17 protein-coding genes are annotated in these 19,355 nt (G+C 34.5%); 14 read left to right on the top strand and 3 right to left on the bottom strand.

The features are described from left to right. Positions 1-83 precede the first annotated feature (83 nt). Entirely contained in the window at positions 84-1,418 is a 1,335-nt protein-coding gene (gene nox / locus HMPREF1140_RS07600; RefSeq protein ID WP_009663360.1) for a H2O-forming NADH oxidase, read from the top strand. Between the two features lie 65 nt (positions 1,419-1,483). On the opposite strand, the gene nagE is transcribed toward nox, so the two are convergent. The 3 genes from nagE to licT are packed head-to-tail and all read right to left on the bottom strand — an operon-like array spanning position 1,484 to position 4,309. After that, positions 1,484-2,929: an N-acetylglucosamine-specific PTS transporter subunit IIBC gene (gene nagE, locus HMPREF1140_RS07595; RefSeq protein WP_009663210.1), complete on the bottom strand. Its 1,446-nt coding sequence runs from the start codon at positions 2,927-2,929 to the stop codon at positions 1,484-1,486. Between the two features lie 60 nt (positions 2,930-2,989). Continuing rightward, positions 2,990-3,469 carry a PTS sugar transporter subunit IIA gene (locus HMPREF1140_RS07590; protein WP_009663412.1) on the bottom strand — a complete coding sequence of 160 codons (480 nt, stop codon included), beginning with the start codon at positions 3,467-3,469 and terminating at the stop codon, positions 2,990-2,992. 3 nt (positions 3,470-3,472) lie between these two features. Beyond that, the gene (gene licT, locus HMPREF1140_RS07585) at positions 3,473-4,309 is read right to left on the bottom strand and encodes a BglG family transcription antiterminator LicT (RefSeq protein ID WP_009663369.1); all 837 of its coding nucleotides are present in this window, start codon (positions 4,307-4,309) and stop codon (positions 3,473-3,475) included. Between the two features lie 313 nt (positions 4,310-4,622). Here licT and HMPREF1140_RS07580 point away from each other — a divergent pair, with 313 nt between their 5' ends. The 13 genes from HMPREF1140_RS07580 (at position 4,623) to HMPREF1140_RS07520 (ending at position 19,288) form a co-directional block, all read left to right on the top strand. Continuing rightward, a complete protein-coding gene (locus tag HMPREF1140_RS07580; RefSeq protein WP_009663238.1) occupies positions 4,623-5,315 on the top strand; it encodes an L-ribulose-5-phosphate 4-epimerase in 693 nt (230 codons plus the stop codon). Positions 5,316-5,322: 7 nt separating this feature from the next. Next, positions 5,323-6,915 (top strand): xylulokinase, encoded by a 1,593-nt coding sequence (locus tag HMPREF1140_RS07575; protein WP_009663308.1) that lies wholly within the window; start codon positions 5,323-5,325, stop codon positions 6,913-6,915. A gap of 82 nt (positions 6,916-6,997) precedes the next feature. Then, positions 6,998-7,792, top strand: coding sequence for a triose-phosphate isomerase (locus tag HMPREF1140_RS07570; RefSeq protein WP_009663355.1), 795 nt, complete (start codon positions 6,998-7,000; stop codon positions 7,790-7,792). A 198-nt stretch (positions 7,793-7,990) separates the two neighbouring features. Continuing rightward, positions 7,991-9,571: a response regulator transcription factor gene (locus HMPREF1140_RS07565; RefSeq protein ID WP_009663227.1), complete on the top strand. Its 1,581-nt coding sequence runs from the start codon at positions 7,991-7,993 to the stop codon at positions 9,569-9,571. A gap of 10 nt (positions 9,572-9,581) precedes the next feature. Beyond that, positions 9,582-10,550 (top strand): sensor histidine kinase, encoded by a 969-nt coding sequence (locus tag HMPREF1140_RS07560; RefSeq protein ID WP_009663175.1) that lies wholly within the window; start codon positions 9,582-9,584, stop codon positions 10,548-10,550. Further along, positions 10,547-11,959, top strand: a complete 1,413-nt coding sequence (locus HMPREF1140_RS07555) for a hypothetical protein (protein WP_009663349.1) — start codon at positions 10,547-10,549, stop codon at positions 11,957-11,959. The genes HMPREF1140_RS07560 and HMPREF1140_RS07555 overlap by 4 nt, the downstream gene beginning before the upstream one ends. A gap of 111 nt (positions 11,960-12,070) precedes the next feature. Beyond that, positions 12,071-13,081 (top strand): substrate-binding domain-containing protein, encoded by a 1,011-nt coding sequence (locus HMPREF1140_RS07550; protein WP_009663273.1) that lies wholly within the window; start codon positions 12,071-12,073, stop codon positions 13,079-13,081. 87 nt (positions 13,082-13,168) lie between these two features. Then, entirely contained in the window at positions 13,169-14,677 is a 1,509-nt protein-coding gene (locus tag HMPREF1140_RS07545; RefSeq protein ID WP_009663233.1) for a sugar ABC transporter ATP-binding protein, read from the top strand. Further along, positions 14,667-15,641: an ABC transporter permease gene (locus tag HMPREF1140_RS07540; RefSeq protein WP_009663413.1), complete on the top strand. Its 975-nt coding sequence runs from the start codon at positions 14,667-14,669 to the stop codon at positions 15,639-15,641. The genes HMPREF1140_RS07545 and HMPREF1140_RS07540 overlap by 11 nt, the downstream gene beginning before the upstream one ends. After that, entirely contained in the window at positions 15,638-16,528 is an 891-nt protein-coding gene (locus HMPREF1140_RS07535; RefSeq protein WP_009663387.1) for a sugar phosphate isomerase/epimerase family protein, read from the top strand. Before HMPREF1140_RS07540 ends, HMPREF1140_RS07535 begins: the two co-directional genes overlap by 4 nt. Positions 16,529-16,531: 3 nt before the next feature. After that, positions 16,532-17,092 (top strand): 6-phospho-3-hexuloisomerase, encoded by a 561-nt coding sequence (hxlB, locus tag HMPREF1140_RS07530; RefSeq protein WP_009663206.1) that lies wholly within the window; start codon positions 16,532-16,534, stop codon positions 17,090-17,092. A 3-nt stretch (positions 17,093-17,095) separates the two neighbouring features. Then, positions 17,096-18,844 (top strand): dihydroxyacetone kinase subunit DhaL, encoded by a 1,749-nt coding sequence (dhaL, locus tag HMPREF1140_RS07525; RefSeq protein WP_009663320.1) that lies wholly within the window; start codon positions 17,096-17,098, stop codon positions 18,842-18,844. Beyond that, positions 18,845-19,288 (top strand): RpiB/LacA/LacB family sugar-phosphate isomerase, encoded by a 444-nt coding sequence (locus HMPREF1140_RS07520; protein ID WP_009663386.1) that lies wholly within the window; start codon positions 18,845-18,847, stop codon positions 19,286-19,288. The last annotated feature ends 67 nt before the right edge of the window (positions 19,289-19,355 follow it).

Below are 19,355 nucleotides of genomic sequence, written 5' to 3'. Positions count from 1 at the left end.
GACAATGAATTAAAGAGCTGTGTCTTAAAAAGACAGGGCCATTAAGTCAAAAATAAATATTATAATATATTTTGGAGGAAAATATGAGCAAGATAGTAGTAGTTGGAGCAAATCATGCCGGTACTTGTGCAATCAATACAATCACAGGATTCAATGAGGGAGATGAAGTAGTAGTATTTGATCAGAACTCAAATATCAGCTTTTTAGGTTGTGGTATGGCACTTTGGATAGGCGGCCAGATATCAAAGCCGGACGGACTTTTCTATTCAAATAAAGAAAAGCTTGAGTCTCAGGGTGCAAAAGTAAATATGAACAGCAAGGTTGAAAGAATAGATTTTGATAAAAAGTTCGTATGTGCAACTTTGGAGAACGGTCAGAAAGTAGAAGAGAGCTATGATAAGTTGATACTGGCTACAGGTTCACTTCCTATAGTACCACAGATACCGGGTAGAGACTTGGAGAACGTTCAGCTTGTAAAGCTTTTCCAGAATGCCGAAGAAGTAATTAAGAAACTTGAAAATCCTGATATCAAGACAATTGCAGTAGTAGGTGCGGGATATATCGGAGTGGAACTTGCAGAGGCGTTTGAGAGACATAATAAGAAGGTAATAGTTGTTGATATAGCAAATACTTCGCTTTCAAGCTACTATGATCCTGAGTTCAGTGCACTTATGGATAAAAATCTATCAGATCACGGTATTAAACTTGCTTTCGGTGAGACTGTAAAGGAGATTAAGGGTAACGGTAAGGTAGAGGCCATAGTAACAGATAAGAATGAATATCAGTGTGATATGGTTATTCTTGCTATCGGATTCAGACCTAATACGGAGCTTGGAAAAGATTATCTTGAAACAATGTCAAACGGTGCATATATCGTTGATGAAACTCAGCAGACAAGCAAGAAGGATGTATATGCAATCGGTGACTGTGCAACAGTACTTTTCAACTCTACAGGAGAGAAGTCATATATTGCGCTTGCAACAAATGCTGTACGTTCGGGAATTATAGCCGCATATAATGCCTGCGGCAAGAAACTTGAGACCATCGGCGTACAGGGATCAAATGCCATTTCAATTTATGATTTAAAACTTGTATCTACAGGACTCAGCGAACAGAAGGCAAAGCAGCTTGGTATGGATGTGCTTTCTACTTCATTTGAAGACTTACAAAAGGCAACATTCATTGAAACAACAAATCCTAAGGTAAATATAAAGATAGTATATGACGCAAAGACAAGAGTAATACTCGGAGCGCAGATGGCATCTACATATGATATGTCAATGGGTATACATATGTTCTCGCTTGCAATACAGGAGAAGGTGACTATAGACAAGCTCAAATTGCTTGATATATTCTTCCTTCCACATTTCAATCAGCCATATAACTACATCACAATGGCTGCATTATCCGCAAAATAAAACTTATAGTAAACCAAAAGGGAGCATATTTGATATGCTCCCCTTTTTATGAAGTGTGTTAATTATTATTTATTTTTAGCAAGTTTTTTGAACTCGTCCGCTACGAACTGAACTTTTGTACCGATAATAACCTGTACGGCAGTCTTTGAAGGCCTGATAACACCTGCAACACCTGCAGATTTAATCTTTTTTTCGTCAACCTTTGTATAGTCTTTGATCTCAAGACGAAGTCTTGTGATACAGTTATCAATAGATGTAAGGTTTTCAGGACCGCCTACACCCTCTAGGATAATAGCTGCAACTGCAGTAAAGTCATCATTAGCTAAAACAGCTTTCTTTTCTTCTTCCTCATCATCCTCTCTACCCGGAGTCTTTAAGTCAAACTTTGTGATAACGAAGCGGAAGATTGCATAGTAGATAGCACCGTAAACCACACCGATTGGAATCAAAAGAAGTGGATTTTGTGCAAATGGCGCCTTAAAACTAAGTACCCAGTCAACAAGACCTGCACTGAAGTTAAATCCTGCTCTTATAGGAAGAAGTGAAACTACGGCAAGTGAAATACCTGTTAAAAGAGCGTGGATAAGGTAAAGTACCGGTGCAAGGAACATGAATGCAAACTCCAGCGGCTCTGTAACACCTGTAAAGAATGATGAAAGAGCGGCAGCAAGTAAAAGACCGTAAGCGGCTTTCTTTCTTGCATCCTTAGCTGTGTGATACATAGCAAGTGCAGCGCCGGGAAGACCGAACATCATTACAGGGAAGAATCCTGACATATACATACCTGTCTGTCCGAGAACACCGCCTTCTGCGCTTCCCCAGAATTTACCGATATCATTGATACCTGCAACATCAAACCAGAATACTGAGTTAAGTGCATGGTGAAGTCCGAATGGAATTAAAAGTCTGTTGAGGAAACCGTAGATACCTGCACCTACAGCACCTGTGCTGAGAATTGCTTCACCAAAGCTTACCAATGCTCCATAAATAAGAGGCCAAATAAAGAATAAAACAATAGCTGCAATAAGTGAAAATCCTGCAGTAACAATAGCCACGCTTCTCTTACCGCTAAAGAAAGAGAGTGCGTCAGGAAGCTTTGTTGTTTTAAACTTATTATAGCAAGCTGCACCTATAAGACCACAAACAATTCCGATAAACTGAGTCTGTGTCTTACCGAAAGCTGCAGGGACAGCATCCGCTTCAACACCTGTAAACATAGCTACAGAACCCTTTGATAAAAGAGTTGTGATAACAAGCCATGAAACAAGACCTGCAAGTGCGGCGGCACCGTCACCGTCATCACTCATACCGACAGCAACACCTATGGCAAACAAAATAGCCATATTGTCGATGATAGCACCACCTGCCTTTAAAAGAAAAGCCGCTACTATATTATTTCCACCCCAACCGGTAGGATCGATCCAATAACCTATACCCATCAAAATCGCCGCCACAGGAAGGCAGGCTACAGGAAGCATCAAAGACTTCCCAAGTCGTTGTAAATACTTCATAAAAATTTCTCCTTATTATTTAAGATCATCCCTTTGCCGGCCGGTCAAAGAGAAAATTTATTATTTTGGTATTACTACCAATATTTCACTGTCCTTATTCACAGCTTTATCTGTGATACTTTCAACAGATTTAAAATCCATAGTATTGCAAATAAGCATCATGGTAATGGTATTAAATCCTGCCGATTTTATCTTTTCAAGATCTGCCTGTATAAGCGGATCTTTTGCTTTAACTCTATCTCCTGCTTTTACAAAGGAAGAGAATCCCTCACCGTTCATCTTTACTGTATCAAGACCGATATGTATGAGAATTTCCTCACCGGTATCGGCTAATATACTGACAGCGTGTAAGGTCTCAAAAACCATGGTCACCTTGCCGTCAGCAGGAGAGGTTACAAGACCGTCGTTTGGAACGATTGCTACTCCCTTTCCAAGCATCTCTGATGAAAATGTCTCATCAGGAACTTCTTTTATAGAAACACTTTTTCCGCTCATAGGGCTGAAAAATGCATTTTTCTTCTTCTTAAATAAACCAAACATATTTTACTCCTCTGCCATAGTTACTCTTTTTATATGAATTGCCAAATAGGTCATTTCCATTCGGGTTATTTTTGAACGGGTTTCAACCTCTATATATTCTGCAATTCTTTTTCCGCATTCAAATTCTTCGGGATATTTTTCCTTCATCATATCCTCAAAAATCGTATCATCATCATGGAGCATTTCATTTCTATAAAGTCTTTGAATAAGAAACTTTACGTGAGTTACAAACCTTTCATAATGAATAGAATTTTCATTAAGCTCTACATTCAATTCACTTTTTACAATATCCATTATATCTCTCATAAGATGTGGAAGGCTCAAAGTCTCCTTCATATGAGTGCTGTACTGCGCATTTACAAAATGAAGTGCAATAAAGCCTGCCTCCGAATCCGGAAGAGAAAGTCCTATTCTATCATTTATGAGTCTGAGAGTATAGAGTCCAAGCGCATATTCCTGAGGATAAAATCTTTTGATTTCCCACATCAGGGCATTCTCGGGAGTCATACCTTCTTTAAATCTTTCAATGGCAAAATTCACATGGTCAACCAGAGTAAGATAAATACTTTGGCTGAGTTTGAGCTTTTCTACATTGATTGCATATGAAATGACATCATCAGTAAGAGTTATTCTTTCAATAGGGATATCCGCAATCATATCCTGAAACTTAAGAAGCATTTCATTTTCCTTGATACGAAATACCTTCTCTATTTCAGCCTCCGATAGAGTATCTCCTTTTTTTCTGCCAAAGCCTATACCCTTACCCATGGCAATAATTTCCTTGTTTTTATGGTCATGGGTCAAGACGATATTATTATTTATAATTTTTTCAATGATCATCGCACCACCATAAAGCAATAAAAAAAACCAAATAAACCATAGTACTATGGTAAATTCGGTCTTGCCTGCGTCTCAGTAACAATCCTAAAATATTAGAATTTATGTAAGTATTATGACAGAATTCTTAAGATAAATCAATCGGCAAAATGTAGGAAATTATATTTGTAAAATTGGGGATAATAGATAAAGAATCAAGAAAATGTGATGAATACAGTAAAAATTAAAGTATTAATATATTGCTAATAAATACATTAAAAGCTAAAATATTTAATATAATAATTCGTAAAATCTATGTATTTATATCAGGAGGAATATGCTGGAGAAACTGAAAAAAGAGGTATATGAGGCAAATATGCTTTTGCCAAAATATGGTCTGGTGACATTTACATGGGGAAATGTATCGGGCATTGATGAAAGCGGAAAATACTTTGTAATAAAGCCAAGCGGAATAGAGTATGACAGACTTACACCTGAGGATATGGTGGTAATGGACCTTGACGGCAACCGTGTGGAAGGAAGATATAATCCTTCATCCGATACAAAGACGCATCTTATACTGTATCAAAACTTTAAGGATATAGGTGGGGTTGTACACACACATTCTCCCTATGCAACGGGATTTGCACAGGCAGGAGTGGATATTGCCTGTATGGGAACCACACAATGTGACTATTTCTATGGAGATATTCCATGTATAAGGCATCTTACAAAGGAAGAACTTGATGAGGACTATGAACTGAATACCGGAAAAGTTATAGTGGAAACCTTTAAGGATAGAAAGATTGATCCTTTATATATACCCGGATGTATATGTCACAGTCATGGCCCTTTTGCATGGGGCAAGGATGCATATACGGCAGTACATAATGCAGTGGTAATGGAAGAAGTTGCGAAAATGAATTTGTTTGCAATAAGTATAAATCCGGATGCGAAGAAAGCGCCGAAATATTTACAGGATAAGCATTTTTTGAGAAAGCATGGTAAGAATGCCTACTATGGTAATTAGAGGGAATATGGAAGTAAAAAAGATAATAGAAGCCGGAGATATATTCTTAGGAATTGAGTTCGGCTCTACAAGAATAAAAGCTGTATTGACTGATGAAAACGGAGAAGTACTGGGAACAGGTATACATGATTGGGAAAACAGCTTTATAGAGGGCATTTGGACATATCCTCTTGATGAGATACTCTTAGGACTTTCAAGCTGTTATACAAGTATAAAGTCAGATATAAAAGAGAAGTATGGAGTGACTATAAAGCAGATAAAATACATGGGTATAAGTGCTATGATGCATGGATATATGGCATTTGATAAGGATATGAATTTGCTTGCTCCTTTTCAAACTTGGAGAAACTCAAATACCGAAGAAGCTGCAAAGGATTTAAGTGAAAGCTTTAAGTTCAATATTCCGCTCAGATGGACAATAGCACATCTGTATCAGAGAATACTTGATAAAGAAGAGCATGTAGAGAAGCTTAATTTTGTTACAACATTGTCATCATATATTCACTACATGCTTACGGGTGAAAAGAACATAGGTATAGGCGATGCTTCCGGAATATTCCCCATAGATTCAACGGCTATGGATTATGATGCATCAATGCTTGATATTTTTGAAGAAAAGATTGCAGAGTACAAATTTCCATGGAAGATAAGAGAGATATTGCCAAAGGTAATGCCGGCAGGGCAAAGAGCCGGAGTACTCACAAAGTTGGGTGCAAGTCTTTTAGATAAAGACGGTGACTTACAAGAGGGAAGTATACTTTGCCCACCGGAGGGTGATGCAGGTACAGGAATGGTAGCGACCAACTCTATTAAAAAAGGCACAGGAAATATGTCTGCAGGTACAAGTATGTTTGCAATGCTTGTACTTGATAAGAAACTTAATGATTACTATGAGGAAATAGACATGGTGACTACACCGGACGGATATCCTGTGGCTATGTCACATGCAAATAACGGTACAAGTGATTTGAATGCCTGGGTTGGCTTATTTAGAGAATTTTCAAAGCTTTTCGGTATAAATATTTCAGATGGAGAATTGTTTGAAAAACTCTATACAAATTCATTAAACGGTAGTCCCGACTGTGGCAATCTGATGTCATTCGGATATTTTTCAGGAGAGGGTATTACGAAGCTAAATGAAGGAAGACCTTTATTTTTACGAAGCCCTAAGAGTGAGTTCAATCTGGCAAACTTTATGAGAGCACATTTATACAGCTCACTTACAGCAGTTAAAGTGGGGCTTGATATCTTAACAGAGAAAGAGAATGTAAAGATAGAGAAAATGATGGGACATGGAGGACTGTTCAAAACAAAAGGAGTCGGACAAAGATACCTTTCTGCAGCTATCAATGCTCCTGTAGAAGTGCTTGATACTGCAAGTGAAGGCGGTGCGTGGGGAATAGCATTGTTGGCATTATATGTCAGTCAGGCGGATAAGTACAGCTTAGATGAGTTCCTGTCTAATAAGATTTTTGACAAAAACACCGGAAGTGAAATTATGGCTGATGAAAAGGATGTGGAAGGATTTAAGACCTTTACACAGAGATATCTGAATGCTGTAGATATTGAAAAGTTTAGCGTGGAAAAATTCGCTGAATAATAGTGATACTAAATTTAATAAATATAATTATTCTACTTTTATTTTAATTATATTATGATAATGAAAAAGAGGATATAAGCTTATGAAAAAAGTATATTTTGGAACGAACTTAAAAATGTATAAAAACATACAACAGACTGTAGATTATTTGAAGGAATTAGAGAAAGGAACTGAATTAATAAATAGAGAAGAGTATGAATTTTTTGTTATTCCTTCATATATATCTTTACCAAGTGCAACTAATTCTGTTTCACAGGATAAAATAAGAATAGGTGCACAAAATATGGGATGGGAGGAAGAAGGACAGTACACAGGCGAAATTTCACCACGTATGCTTGATGAGATAAGTGTAAAACTTGTGATGGTAGGCCATTCAGAGAGAAGGCATGTATTTAGGGAAACAGATGAAGAGGAGAATAAAAAGGTTCTTTGTGGTTTAAAGCATGGTTTTACAATGCTTTTATGTATTGGAGAAACAGAGAATGAGAAGGAGTTTGGTATAAGCAATGAGGTGCTTCGTAGTCAACTTATAAAGGGACTTCATTGTGTAAGAAAAGAAGAAGTTAAAAAAATTTGGATTGCTTATGAACCTGTTTGGGCAATTGGAGTAAATGGTAAGCCGGCATCAGAGGAATACGCTAATTCTAAACATAAAGTGATAAAAGAATGTCTGATAGATATTTTTGGAGAATGTGGACTTGAAATTCCGGTGTTGTATGGTGGTAGTGTTAATCCTCAGAATGCTGATTCATTAATTACACAAGAGTATATTGATGGATTATTTGTAGGAAGAAGTGCTTGGAATGCGGAACAGTTTTCGTCCCTTATATTTAAAAGCATAGATACATTAAAAAAACATAATAAAAAGGTGATGTAATATATACTTAATGTATGTTTGATTGTTATATATAGAAGTATAAAAACTAAAAACAGATTAATAATATGGGATATAGGCTATCATAATAAGGTGATAGCCTATATTTCATAATATACATATTAATATATACTTATGTTAGATTATGATATACTTATAGTATAGGTAAGGATTTAATATACATTTTGGTGGTTAGGCATTATGGAAAAGAAGAAAGTATTAATTGTAGACGATGAATATTTTATTGGTAAATTAATATATAAATTAATTGCATGGGACGAGAAAAATTTAGAGTGTGTGAGTATTTTAGACAATGGAGAAGATGCAATAAATTTCATTAAGAATAATACTCCTGATATAGTTATAACCGATATAAGAATGCCCGGAGTCTCAGGACTGGATCTTATCAGGGAGACAAGAGATACTTCAAATAAAATTCAATATATTATCATAAGCGGATATCGTGAGTTTGAGTATGCCAGAGAAGCAATGAAATACGGTATAGATCATTATGTACTAAAACCTATAAATAAAGATGACTTAAGCGAAGCTCTGGATGATGTTATAAATATACTTGGCGAAATTGAAAACAAAGAAGCCAGAGAAAAAAGACTTATAGAAACAGTTGAGAATAGTAAAAAGATAATTAAATCAAGTATTTTGAAAGATATGATAGAAAATAATGATTATGATAACAGTATTTTTCTAAATAAAGATTCAAGGCTGTTTAGAGCCATAAATATAAAGTTGGATTATGAGAATATAGACCAGGTTTATAAAAGACAGGATAGTATAACGGTAGCCAAGGTGGTTGATATAGTAAATAAAATCCTCGAGGTAAATGTGGGAGAAGTCATAGGGTGTAATAAGGAATTTATGAATATATTCTTTTTATTTAACTATAGCATGGAAGAAGCAAAGTCTATAGGGAGTATACTAAATGCTATTCTAAGCAAAATAAATGAATATTTAATAGGATTTGAAAGATACCGTGCAACCATAGGAGTAGGTAATGAAAAGAGCGAGCTAAATGATATAAAAATATCAATTAATGAAGCGCGTTATACTGTAGAAAAAAGATTAAGTATTGGAATTAATAGGGTCATATATTTTGAGGACTTAAATAGGGTAAATTCATCTAATGAATATGTAGATATAATGAATGAATATAATGATGAATTAAAAAAAGGTATGGAATCATTCGATATAGAAAAAATAAAGTATATATTATCTGAGATTTTTAGAAAGATATCTGATGGACAAAATGAGGATATTGTTTATCAAATATATGACCGGATTTATGGGCTATTTAAAGATTATAGTGATGAAAAAATAGAGGAAGAGTATAGAGATGCATTATCGCTGCTTAATTCATGTTGTAATTTAAGCGATTGTAAAAAAGTTATATTAAAATATGTATTAGATTGCTTGGAATATATAAAAAGCAAATCGGAAGGTCGGGTATTAAAACCTATAAGAACTATGATTTCATATATTAAAGACAATTATAGGGAAAAAATCACTATTGAAGATATGGCAGAGATAGTAGATCTAAACCCGATATACTTGGGTAGTTTATTTAAAAAGGAAATTGGGTTAAACTTCTCTTCATATCTGATAAAAGTAAGGATAGATGCTGCGAAAAGTTTATTAATAGAAACAAATTATACTATTGCAGCAATAGGGAGTGAGGTGGGTTATAAAGATACCAGATACTTTAGCCAACTATTTGAAAAGACGGTGGGAATAAAGCCGGCTTTGTATAGAAAGATACATTCTTAGAGGGAGCCATATGAGATTTTTTATTAAAATTGTATGTATGGTGGGTATTGCTATAGTTCTTAGTGTTGCTGAAATCATCTATAGTACAAATGTGTTTTTTAAAATAACCAAAGAACTTATACTAATTGCTGTTTTTTTATATTTATTAAAAACCTTTTTGGAATATTCAAGACTGTTAAATACAATGAATGATGTATTTGAGGATAATTTGAAGGAAAATGATTTTTGTAATGAACTGATAAATTATATAGAAAAATATACAAATGAAAAAATCAAAAAAAATATCGTTGAAATTTTTAATAAACAAACTGAATTGACAGCATTACAAAGTCAAATAAATCCTCATTTTCTATATAATACGCTAGATTCAATAAGAGGAGAAGCATTATGTAATGATGATGATAATGTTGCAGATATGATAGCGACATTAGGATCTTTTTTTAGATATAGTATAAGTAAAAATGGAAATATGTCCAGGTTAAGAGATGAGTTGGAAAATGTTAAGAACTATATGAAGATACAGGAATATAGATTTAGGGGACGATTTCACTTGGAGATAGAAGTAGGGGAAGAGGACATAAACGTATATGATTGCTATGTTCCAAGGCTTATTCTGCAACCTATAGTAGAAAATGCAATTTATCATGGTCTTGAAGGAGTACGTAACGGTGGTGTTGTAAGGATAGAAGTGAACTTAATTGAAAAATATTTAATGATTATGATAATGGACAACGGAAGGGGAATGAAGGTAGAGGAACTAAAAGAACTTAATAGAAGAATATTTGAAGGAGACTATAGAAAGTTAGTAGATAATCCCAATTCAAATAATACAGGAATCGCTTTACCTAATATACATAAAAGAATTAATTTACTGTATGGAGAGGATTATGGGTTAACGGTGTATAGCAGTTTTGGACAAGGAACAGATGTTGAAATATTGCTACCGATACAGCTGAAAGCTTATGAGGATGAGTTATGATGAAAATCTTGTTTCAGGTAAAAAATTTGAGTTTGAAAAAAGAAAGCATGGGGAAACTATATAATGCTTCAATATCTTTTTTTGGTGGAATGATATATTCTCTTGCGGGTTTAGATTATTCAGGCAGAGATATTTTTCTGAAGATTATTAAAGGCAACATTGACGAGAAGAAATATGAAGGAGTGTTTTTTGTTGATAATAAACTATTGAATAGTGCAAAAAAAATTAAAGAGTATATATACATATTCTCATTACAAAACAAGATAATAGATGATTGGACCGTGGCTGAATATATATATTTGAGAGAGGGAAAATGGTTCTTAAGTAAAAATAACTTAAGAAATATGATAAAGAGAATAGAGGTGGTTTTAGGAGATTTTGGGTTAGATATTTCAGGTAGTAAAAAAGTAGGGGAGTTGGGTGTCCTGACAAGGTATCAGATAGAATTTATAAGAGCAATTATTCTAAATAAGAAGATTGTGATAATTGAAGATGAGTTTACAAATATGAAATATGAATATATAGAACTATTCTCAAAATGGATTAAAACAAATATGAAAGAGGATATGACAATAATATTGAATACATATTCACAAATGGCTTCATATAAATGTTCTGATATATTTGTTTGTTTCAAGAAGGGTTGCATAGTAAAAGTATGTAGAAAAGATAGTATCGAAGGTATAGATAAATTATATAATTTTATAGTTGGAAGTACTATGAATGAAAAAATAAGTAGTTTAAGTAGTGTATATACATATAATAGATTACATAGTAATGATGAAGTATATTCGGTAAGTGGGAATTTCTTCGGTAAAAATATTGAAACATATAGTTTTTCAAAGGGAAAGGTATATAGCTTTATAATAGAAGATCATAATAATAGATATAAATTTTTTGAGGCTATATCCGGAGTTAATAATAGAGATAAAAAATATTTTATAGAAGGATACTATCAAAAAGTTATACGTGTACAAGATTTAATTGAGAAGAAAATAATTTCCGTTGATGGGATAGGAGAGAGAGATTTTTTGGCTGAAAATATGAGTATAGAAGATAATCTTTTATTACCTTCTTTGAACAAAATATCTAATCTTAATTATTTAATAAATCAATATGAATTAAAAAGGGTTATATTTGAAGAATTAAAATCTAAGGATATAAATAAGTCGGATTTGGTGAGTGCATTAGATGTAAACCAAAAGATATGTGTTTCACTGGAAAGATGGCTTATTTTTAGACCAAAGGTTTTTATTATATTTGAGCCGTTTATATATTGTGATAACTATGGATTGTCGTTGATTAAAAATTATCTGAAAAAATTTGCTAAAGCGGGGACGACAGTAATAGTAATAAAATCAAGGACTGAGTATATGGAAGACATTTCAGATGAAATTATATGTATATAAAAGATAAACTATCTTGAATTACTCACACAAATTCTTTGTTTATTCACATTGTTTTAGAGTGATATTATAAGTATATTGTATATAAATAAAACAGTACGTAGGGAGGTAGTAATGAAGAGAAGAATTTTGGGAGCAATCGTTGGTTGTTGTTTGACATTCACACTTCTTGCAGGATGCTCAAATACAGGGGGCAAGGTAGAAAATACAGGGGCTAACACCGAAGCTGCTCAAACAGCTACAGGTGAGGGCAAAGATATGACATTTGTTATAGTTCCAAAGACTGTACATGCATGGTTTGATCAAGTAAATATAGGTGCTAAGAAACAAGCAGATATGCTCTCAGCACAAACAGGAAGAAAAATAACAATTGATTATCGCGCACCTGAGAATGCAGATGTGACTGAGCAGAACTCAACACTTGAGCAGGCGGCTGCAACTCATCCGGATGGGATTTGCCTTGACCCGGTAGATTATGAGGGCAGTAAGGCAGTTATTGAGGAGATAGAGGCTAGAGGCATTCCGGTAATACTTTTTGATGCACCAACTCCGGAAGGAAGTAATTTGACAAGCGTTGGAAATGATTTTTCGGAGCAAGCTACAATTGCTGCAGATAAACTGGCAGAGTTGATCGGCGAGAAGGGAAAAGTTGCAGTTATGCAAGGTGCACCATCGGCTCCAAATCATGCAGAGAGATATAAAGCACATTTAGAAGCATTGAAAAAGTATCCTAATATTGAAGTTATTGATGGTGGAATTGATAATGACAGTATAGAAACTGCAAAGACTCAAGCAGCAGCAGTTTTGGCCGCAAATCCTGATTTGGCAGGATTCTTAAACTGTGATGCCGGTGGTTCCGGTATAGCAGCAGCTATAGAGGAAGCAGGTAAGTCAGGTACAGTTAAGTTCGTAGCTATGGATAATCTTATTGAGATATTAGATTATGTACCAAATACTATTCAAGCTACATCATCAACAATGCCACAGATGCAGGGAGAATACGCAGTTCTTATGATGTGGCAAAAAGCAAATGGTATGGAAATTCCAAAGAAGATTGATACAGGAATTGGCTATATTGATGCTACAAATATAGATGAGTGGAAACAAATAGTATCAGGAAAATAGAATAAAATGTAGAAGATATGAGACCTATGGCTAATTAATTGGCTCATGGGTCTTTTTTAATACCAAAAATTATAAAAAGAGGTCAATGTGTCAGTATTAGAAGCAAAAAATATAAGTAAAAAATTTCCTGGGGTTTTGGCTCTGGACTCAGTAGATATTTCATTTGAACCTGGAGAAATACATGCAGTAATAGGAGAAAACGGAGCCGGAAAGAGTACATTGATAAAATGCCTTACAGGAGTATATACACCTGAAGAAGGAGAAGTTTTAGTAGAAGGAAGAAATGCAATAAAAAATAAGGACTTATTTAAAAAGGTTGCGTATGTACCGCAAGAGATAGATCTGTTTAAACATATGACTGTTGCAGAAAACTTGTTTATGCCTTTTGAAAAATTTGATATTAAGGGCACAATAAATCAAGGAGAATTAGGGAAAAAAGCGTTACCTATTTTAGAGAAGTTTAATATACCGGTAAGTCCAAGTGACTTGGTGAGAGATATTTCAGTATCATCACAGCAGTTACTTCAAATTGCAAGAGCCGTATCGAATGTAGATTATGAAGTTCTTATGTTGGACGAACCTACCACCAGCCTTACTGTTAAGGACACCAGAATATTATTTGATATTGTTAAAAGGATAGCAAGTGAGAATAAAGCTGTTGTTTTTATTTCTCATAAACTTGAAGAAATATTTGAGTTATGTGATGTAATTACAGTATTTAGAAATGGTAAGAGGATATCATATGCAAAGATAAGCGAAGTCGATGATAGCTGGATAGTAAAGCAGATGACAGGTAGAGAAAAAGTGCTTGATCAGAAGTTTTATTCAGAAAAAGTTAGCAATGAAAATATTATGGAAGTAAAAAAACTGAGTGGTGAAAGATTCCATGATGTCAGTTTTAATTTGAGAAGAGGGGAGATACTCGGATTTACAGGTTTGGTAGGAGCCGGAAGGAGCGAGTTAATGCAAGCTATTCTGGGAATACTACCTATATATTCCGGTGAAATCATATTTGAAGGTGAACCTTGGAAAAAGGGTGATAGTAATTGGAGCGTGTCTAAAGGGTATATTTATTTACCGGAAGAAAGAAAAAAAGATGGAATTCTTCCGATGCTTTCAATTAGAGAAAATATATCAATTACTGCTTTAGACAGTTTAAGGTCGGGTCTTGGCCTTTCAAGAACAAAAGAGCAAGACTTGGCGGATGATATAATTAAATTATATGATATAAAAACTCCTGATGCAGATAAGCAGATACAATTCTTAAGTGGAGGAAATCAACAAAAAGTAATTATCGGAAGATCCATGAATGCAAAACCTAAAGTTTTAGTATTTGATGAGCCGACAAAAGGAATAGATGTTGGAACTAAGATTGAAATATATAAATTGATGAAAAGGTTAGCAGAAGAGGAACAAATAGGAATAATAATGATATCTTCGGAAATGGAAGAAATAATGAAGTGTTCCAATAGAATCATAGCTCTTTATGATGGCCACAATGCAGGAGAATATGATGCATCAACTGATGATAGAACTCTACTTGGAGCGATAATAGGATTAAATAAGGTTAAACAGGTGACAAGTGATGAAAAATAAAAATAGCATTTTAAATATATTTAAGCGTAGCAATATGACTGCCATCGGAATGGTTTTAATTATAATGTTTGTTATTGCATGTATAGGATCTCCATATTTTCTGGATGTATATAATATTCAGTCTTTACTAAGAGATCTGGCTATAATAGGTATGATAGGTATTGCACAATCTTTATTACTTTTAGTGGGAGAACTTGATTTATCAGTTGGAAAGATAGCAACCTTATGTGGAATATTATCAGGAATGCTTATGATTTATGCAAAAATAAATCCTTGGTTAGCTCTTATATGTGGTTTAATATTTGGAATATTTTTTGGATTACTAAACGGACTTATTATAACAAAGCTTAGATTAAATTCAATGGTTGCCACAATAGGTATGCAGGGAGTTTATGGTGGAATAAACTTGGTCTTAACGAAGGGAAAGGCAATAACAGGAATACCGGAGCAAATTCAGTTTTTAGGCAAAGGAAGCCTTGGTATTGTGCCTATGCCATTTATCTTTTGTATAATAGTATTGCTACTTGTGTTATTTTTAGTAAAGAAAACTAAAACAGGTAGATATATATATGCTATAGGTAACTCAAGAGAAGCGGCAACTATTTTGGGTATAAAAGTAGATAAAATAAGGGTGTTCATTTACGTTGCAGTTGGTTTGATATCGTCATTGGCAGGATTGTTGTACGTTTGCAGACTTGGCTCCGCACAGTCTACATTAGGTGAAAGCTGGCCAATGAACTCAATTGCAGCATCAGTTATAGGTGGTGTTTCATTAAATGGAGGTATTGGAAATCCGGCCGGTGCATTAATAGGTGCAGCTATTATAAGCATAATATCAAATATGATAGTATTATTTGGAGTAAATGCATATTGGCAGCAAGCAGTAAGTGGAATAGTAGTGGTTCTTGCAATTTCTTTCAGTTCTATAATGGAAATAATTAGAGAAAGAAGGGCAAGATCATGAAGCTGGGTTTAAACTTATCGTTTGCTGTAAAAAGGTGGATGGAACCTGAAATATTAGCAAAAATATGTAAAGAAGACTTTAATATAGATCATATACAATTCTCATGGGACTTTATAGACCCATGGTGGAGTGAAAAAGAAAGAAACAGCATTGCCAGGCAGTACAGAGATGCTTTTAATAGCTTTGGATTGGTGATAGACAGTAATTTTGCAGGAAATGCCGCATACACATTTCCACATTTCTTGGGCCCGATAAAAGAACAGAGAAATTTGGCGTTAGAATACTTTAAAAGAGCTGTAGATGTTTCACTTGAACTTGGTACAGATATTATTGGAAGTCCTGTAGGCGGTATGTCAAATAAAGTTTCATACGACAGTAAATTAAGGGAGGAAGCATATAAGGAGTTGTTGGAATACTTGTTTGTTTTGGCAGAATATGCTTCCGAAAGCGGAATAAAAGAGATACAAATAGAAGCAACTCCATTGGAAACAGAGTTTCCGCACTCACCCGGAGCATCATTGAAACTTATGGAAGATTTGTCGGGAAGCAGTATACCATATAAGTTATTGATTGATTGGGGACATGCATTATTTAATCCGTTGTTAAAAGAAGAAGCAGATATTGATATATGGTTTGGAAAATGTAAAAAACATATAGGTGGAATACATTTACAACAAACAGATGGACTATATGATAGGCATTGGGATTTTACAAATCCAAATGGAATAATAACGCCGGAGAAAATCTTAGAGGCCACAAAAAAGTCCGGTTTGGATGACATTTATCAATATTTGGAAGTTGTTACAGCTTATGAAGAAAAGGATGAAATTGTTTTTGAAAACATGAAAAAAACAATGGACTTCTTACATAAGAATCTTGGAGTGTAAACTATGGAATATAAAAAGTTATATGAGGATATTTTACAAGAGCACCGAAGAGTATATGAAAGTTTGGATGAAAAAGACTTATATAGATTTATAGATACAGTAAAAAAATATAATAGGATATTTTTAATTGGTGTGGGTAGAGAGGGAATGGCAACCAGAGCGTTTGCTATGAGACTCATGCATATGGGAAAAGAGATACATTGGATATGGGATGATACTACACCTTCTATAAATAAAGGAGATTTGCTCATTGCTACATTAGGAGACGGTGAGATTGGACATATAAGGTATATTTGCCAAAAGGCAAAAGAAAATGGCGGATACATATATATGATTACCGGATCGAAATCGGGGAGTGCTGTAAAAGAACTGGCAGATGATGTACTATTCGTTCCGGCAAGTGTTTATAGAGGTAGAGATAAAGTTGTAGAATCGATTCAGCCAATGGGAAACCTATTTGAACAAACTTTATTTATTGTACTTGATATGGTAGTAATGATGATAGTAGACAGTTGTGATTTAACATTTGAGGATATGTCAAAGAGACATAGGAATGTGGAGTAATATATGTCAAAAAAAATTTTGAATAAAGATATTGGTAATTCAGTTAAAGAAATGTTGTCCGGATATGTATATGCTTATAATAGATATTATAAAAAGCCGGTAGATGAGAATTCTATTATATATAAAGGGCATAGAAAAGATAAGGTTGCCATCGTTATAGGTGGTGGAAGCGGACATGAGCCACTTTTTATAGGATATTGTGGAGCAGGTTTGGCAGATGCCGTAGCATGTGGAAATATTTGTGCATCCCCAAATCCTAAGTTGATTTTTGATACAGCTAAAGAGGTGGACCAGAGAAAAGGCGTTCTGTTTATATACGGATGTTATGCCGGTGATAACCTGAATTTCGATATGGCTGAAGATTTATGTAATAGTGTAGGTATTAAGACGAAGAACGTAAGGGTACAAGATGATTTCTCATCCGCACCCAAAGAAAGAAAATATGATAGAAGAGGAATTGCAGGAGATGTATTTGTATTTAAGATAGCCGGTGCGGCAGCGGACGCCGGTGAATCTTTAGAGGAAGTTCATAGGATTACTTCAAAAGCAAGAGATAATGTGAGTACTATCGGGTTAGCAACAAGTCCTGCAACACTTCCGGGAAATGATAAACCAACATTTGAGCTTGAAGATGATGAGATGGAATACGGAATGGGATTACATGGTGAGCCCGGAATTGAAAGAACAAAACTTGTAGATGCTGAGACCATAGTAGACAGGATGTATAGTGAAATAAAAAAAGAGATGGACCTGAAAAAAGGAGACGAGATTTGTGTCCTTATCAATGGTCTCGGATCCACGCCATTATTTGAATTAAATATAGTTTATTATAATTTATATAGACTTATGCATAAAGATGGTTTAAAGGTACATGATGCAGATATAGGTTCTTATTGTACATGTATGGAAATGGGAGGATTTTCAATTTCTGTATTCAGAATAGATGAAGAACTTAAAAAATACTATGATATGCCATGTTTCTCACCATATTATGCTAAGGGAAGTTATGTAAATCAGATAACCGAGTCTGATGATAGCGAAAATTTCTTTGAAGTGAAAAATGAAAATGTTGAAAATGAGTCAATTGAAAGAAGTAAATCCGGTGTATTGGAAACACTAAATGTAAGTGATACAAAAAATATGTTACTTTACATTGCAAATAAAATAATATCCAATAAGCCATATTTGACAGAAGTAGACAGTAAGATAGGAGATGGTGACCATGGTATAGGCATGGCGCTTGGAATGGAAGAAGTAAAAAAAGTATTACATAAACTAAATGGTGTAGACAGTGTATATAAATTGTTTGAAGAAGCAGGTAATGCTATGTTGATGTCAATGGGTGGTGCTTCAGGAGTGATTTTTGGAAGTATGTATTTAGCGGGTGCTAAAGATATGGCACCAAAAGCATCTTTAACAGCATTTGATTTGGCTGATATGGAAGAAAAGAGTTTAAATTCCGTGGTTGAGATAGGGCATGCAGGGCTTGGCGATAAAACAATGGTAGATGCATTGCATCCTGTAGTTATAACAATGAAGAATAATGCCGATAAAGGGTTATTAGAAATGCTTGTAGCTGCTGAGGAAGCTGCAAGAACAGGTGTAGAAAACACAAAGAAATATGTGGCTAAATTTGGAAGAGCTAAGTCTTTAGGCGAGAGGGCAGTTGGATTCCAAGATGCAGGAGCAACATCAGTATATTTGATAATACAAGGCATGAGAGAATTTGTTGAAGGGAAATTGGAGGTATAGATGATGAAAATAGCTATAGGTTCAGATCCAAATGCTGTTGAAGAGAAATATAGATTAATAGAATTTATAAAAAAAAGCGATTTGGGTGAAGTTACAGATTTTGGAAGTGATGATGCAATATATGCAAATGTTGCGATAGAAGTAGCAGAACAGGTTGCCAATAAAAAATTTGATAGAGGTATACTGCTATGTGGTACCGGTTTGGGGATGTCCATTGCTGCAAATAAAGTAAAGGGAGCATATGCTGCTTTGATTTCAGATATTTATTCTGCCAAAAGAGCTGTATTGAGTAATAATGCCAATATAGCATGTATGGGTGCATTTACTATTGGAGAAAAGCTCAGAGAAGAGTTGATATATGCATTTCTTACAAATGAATTTGATGAAGGAAGCCCTTCTAAAGAGAAGGTGGACGCATTTATTTCATATGATATGAACAGATAATTCAAGTAAAAAGAGTTCCGTGATTTTTATAAAATCACGGAACTCTTTTTTATTGCAATACAAACTT

The sequence above is a fragment of the Lachnoanaerobaculum sp. ICM7 genome (assembly GCF_000287675.1).
Taxonomy (GTDB): Bacteria; Bacillota; Clostridia; order Lachnospirales; family Lachnospiraceae; genus Lachnoanaerobaculum.
The sequence above is the reverse complement of the archived record's forward strand: the minus strand, read 5'-3'. Positions and strand labels throughout refer to the sequence as shown.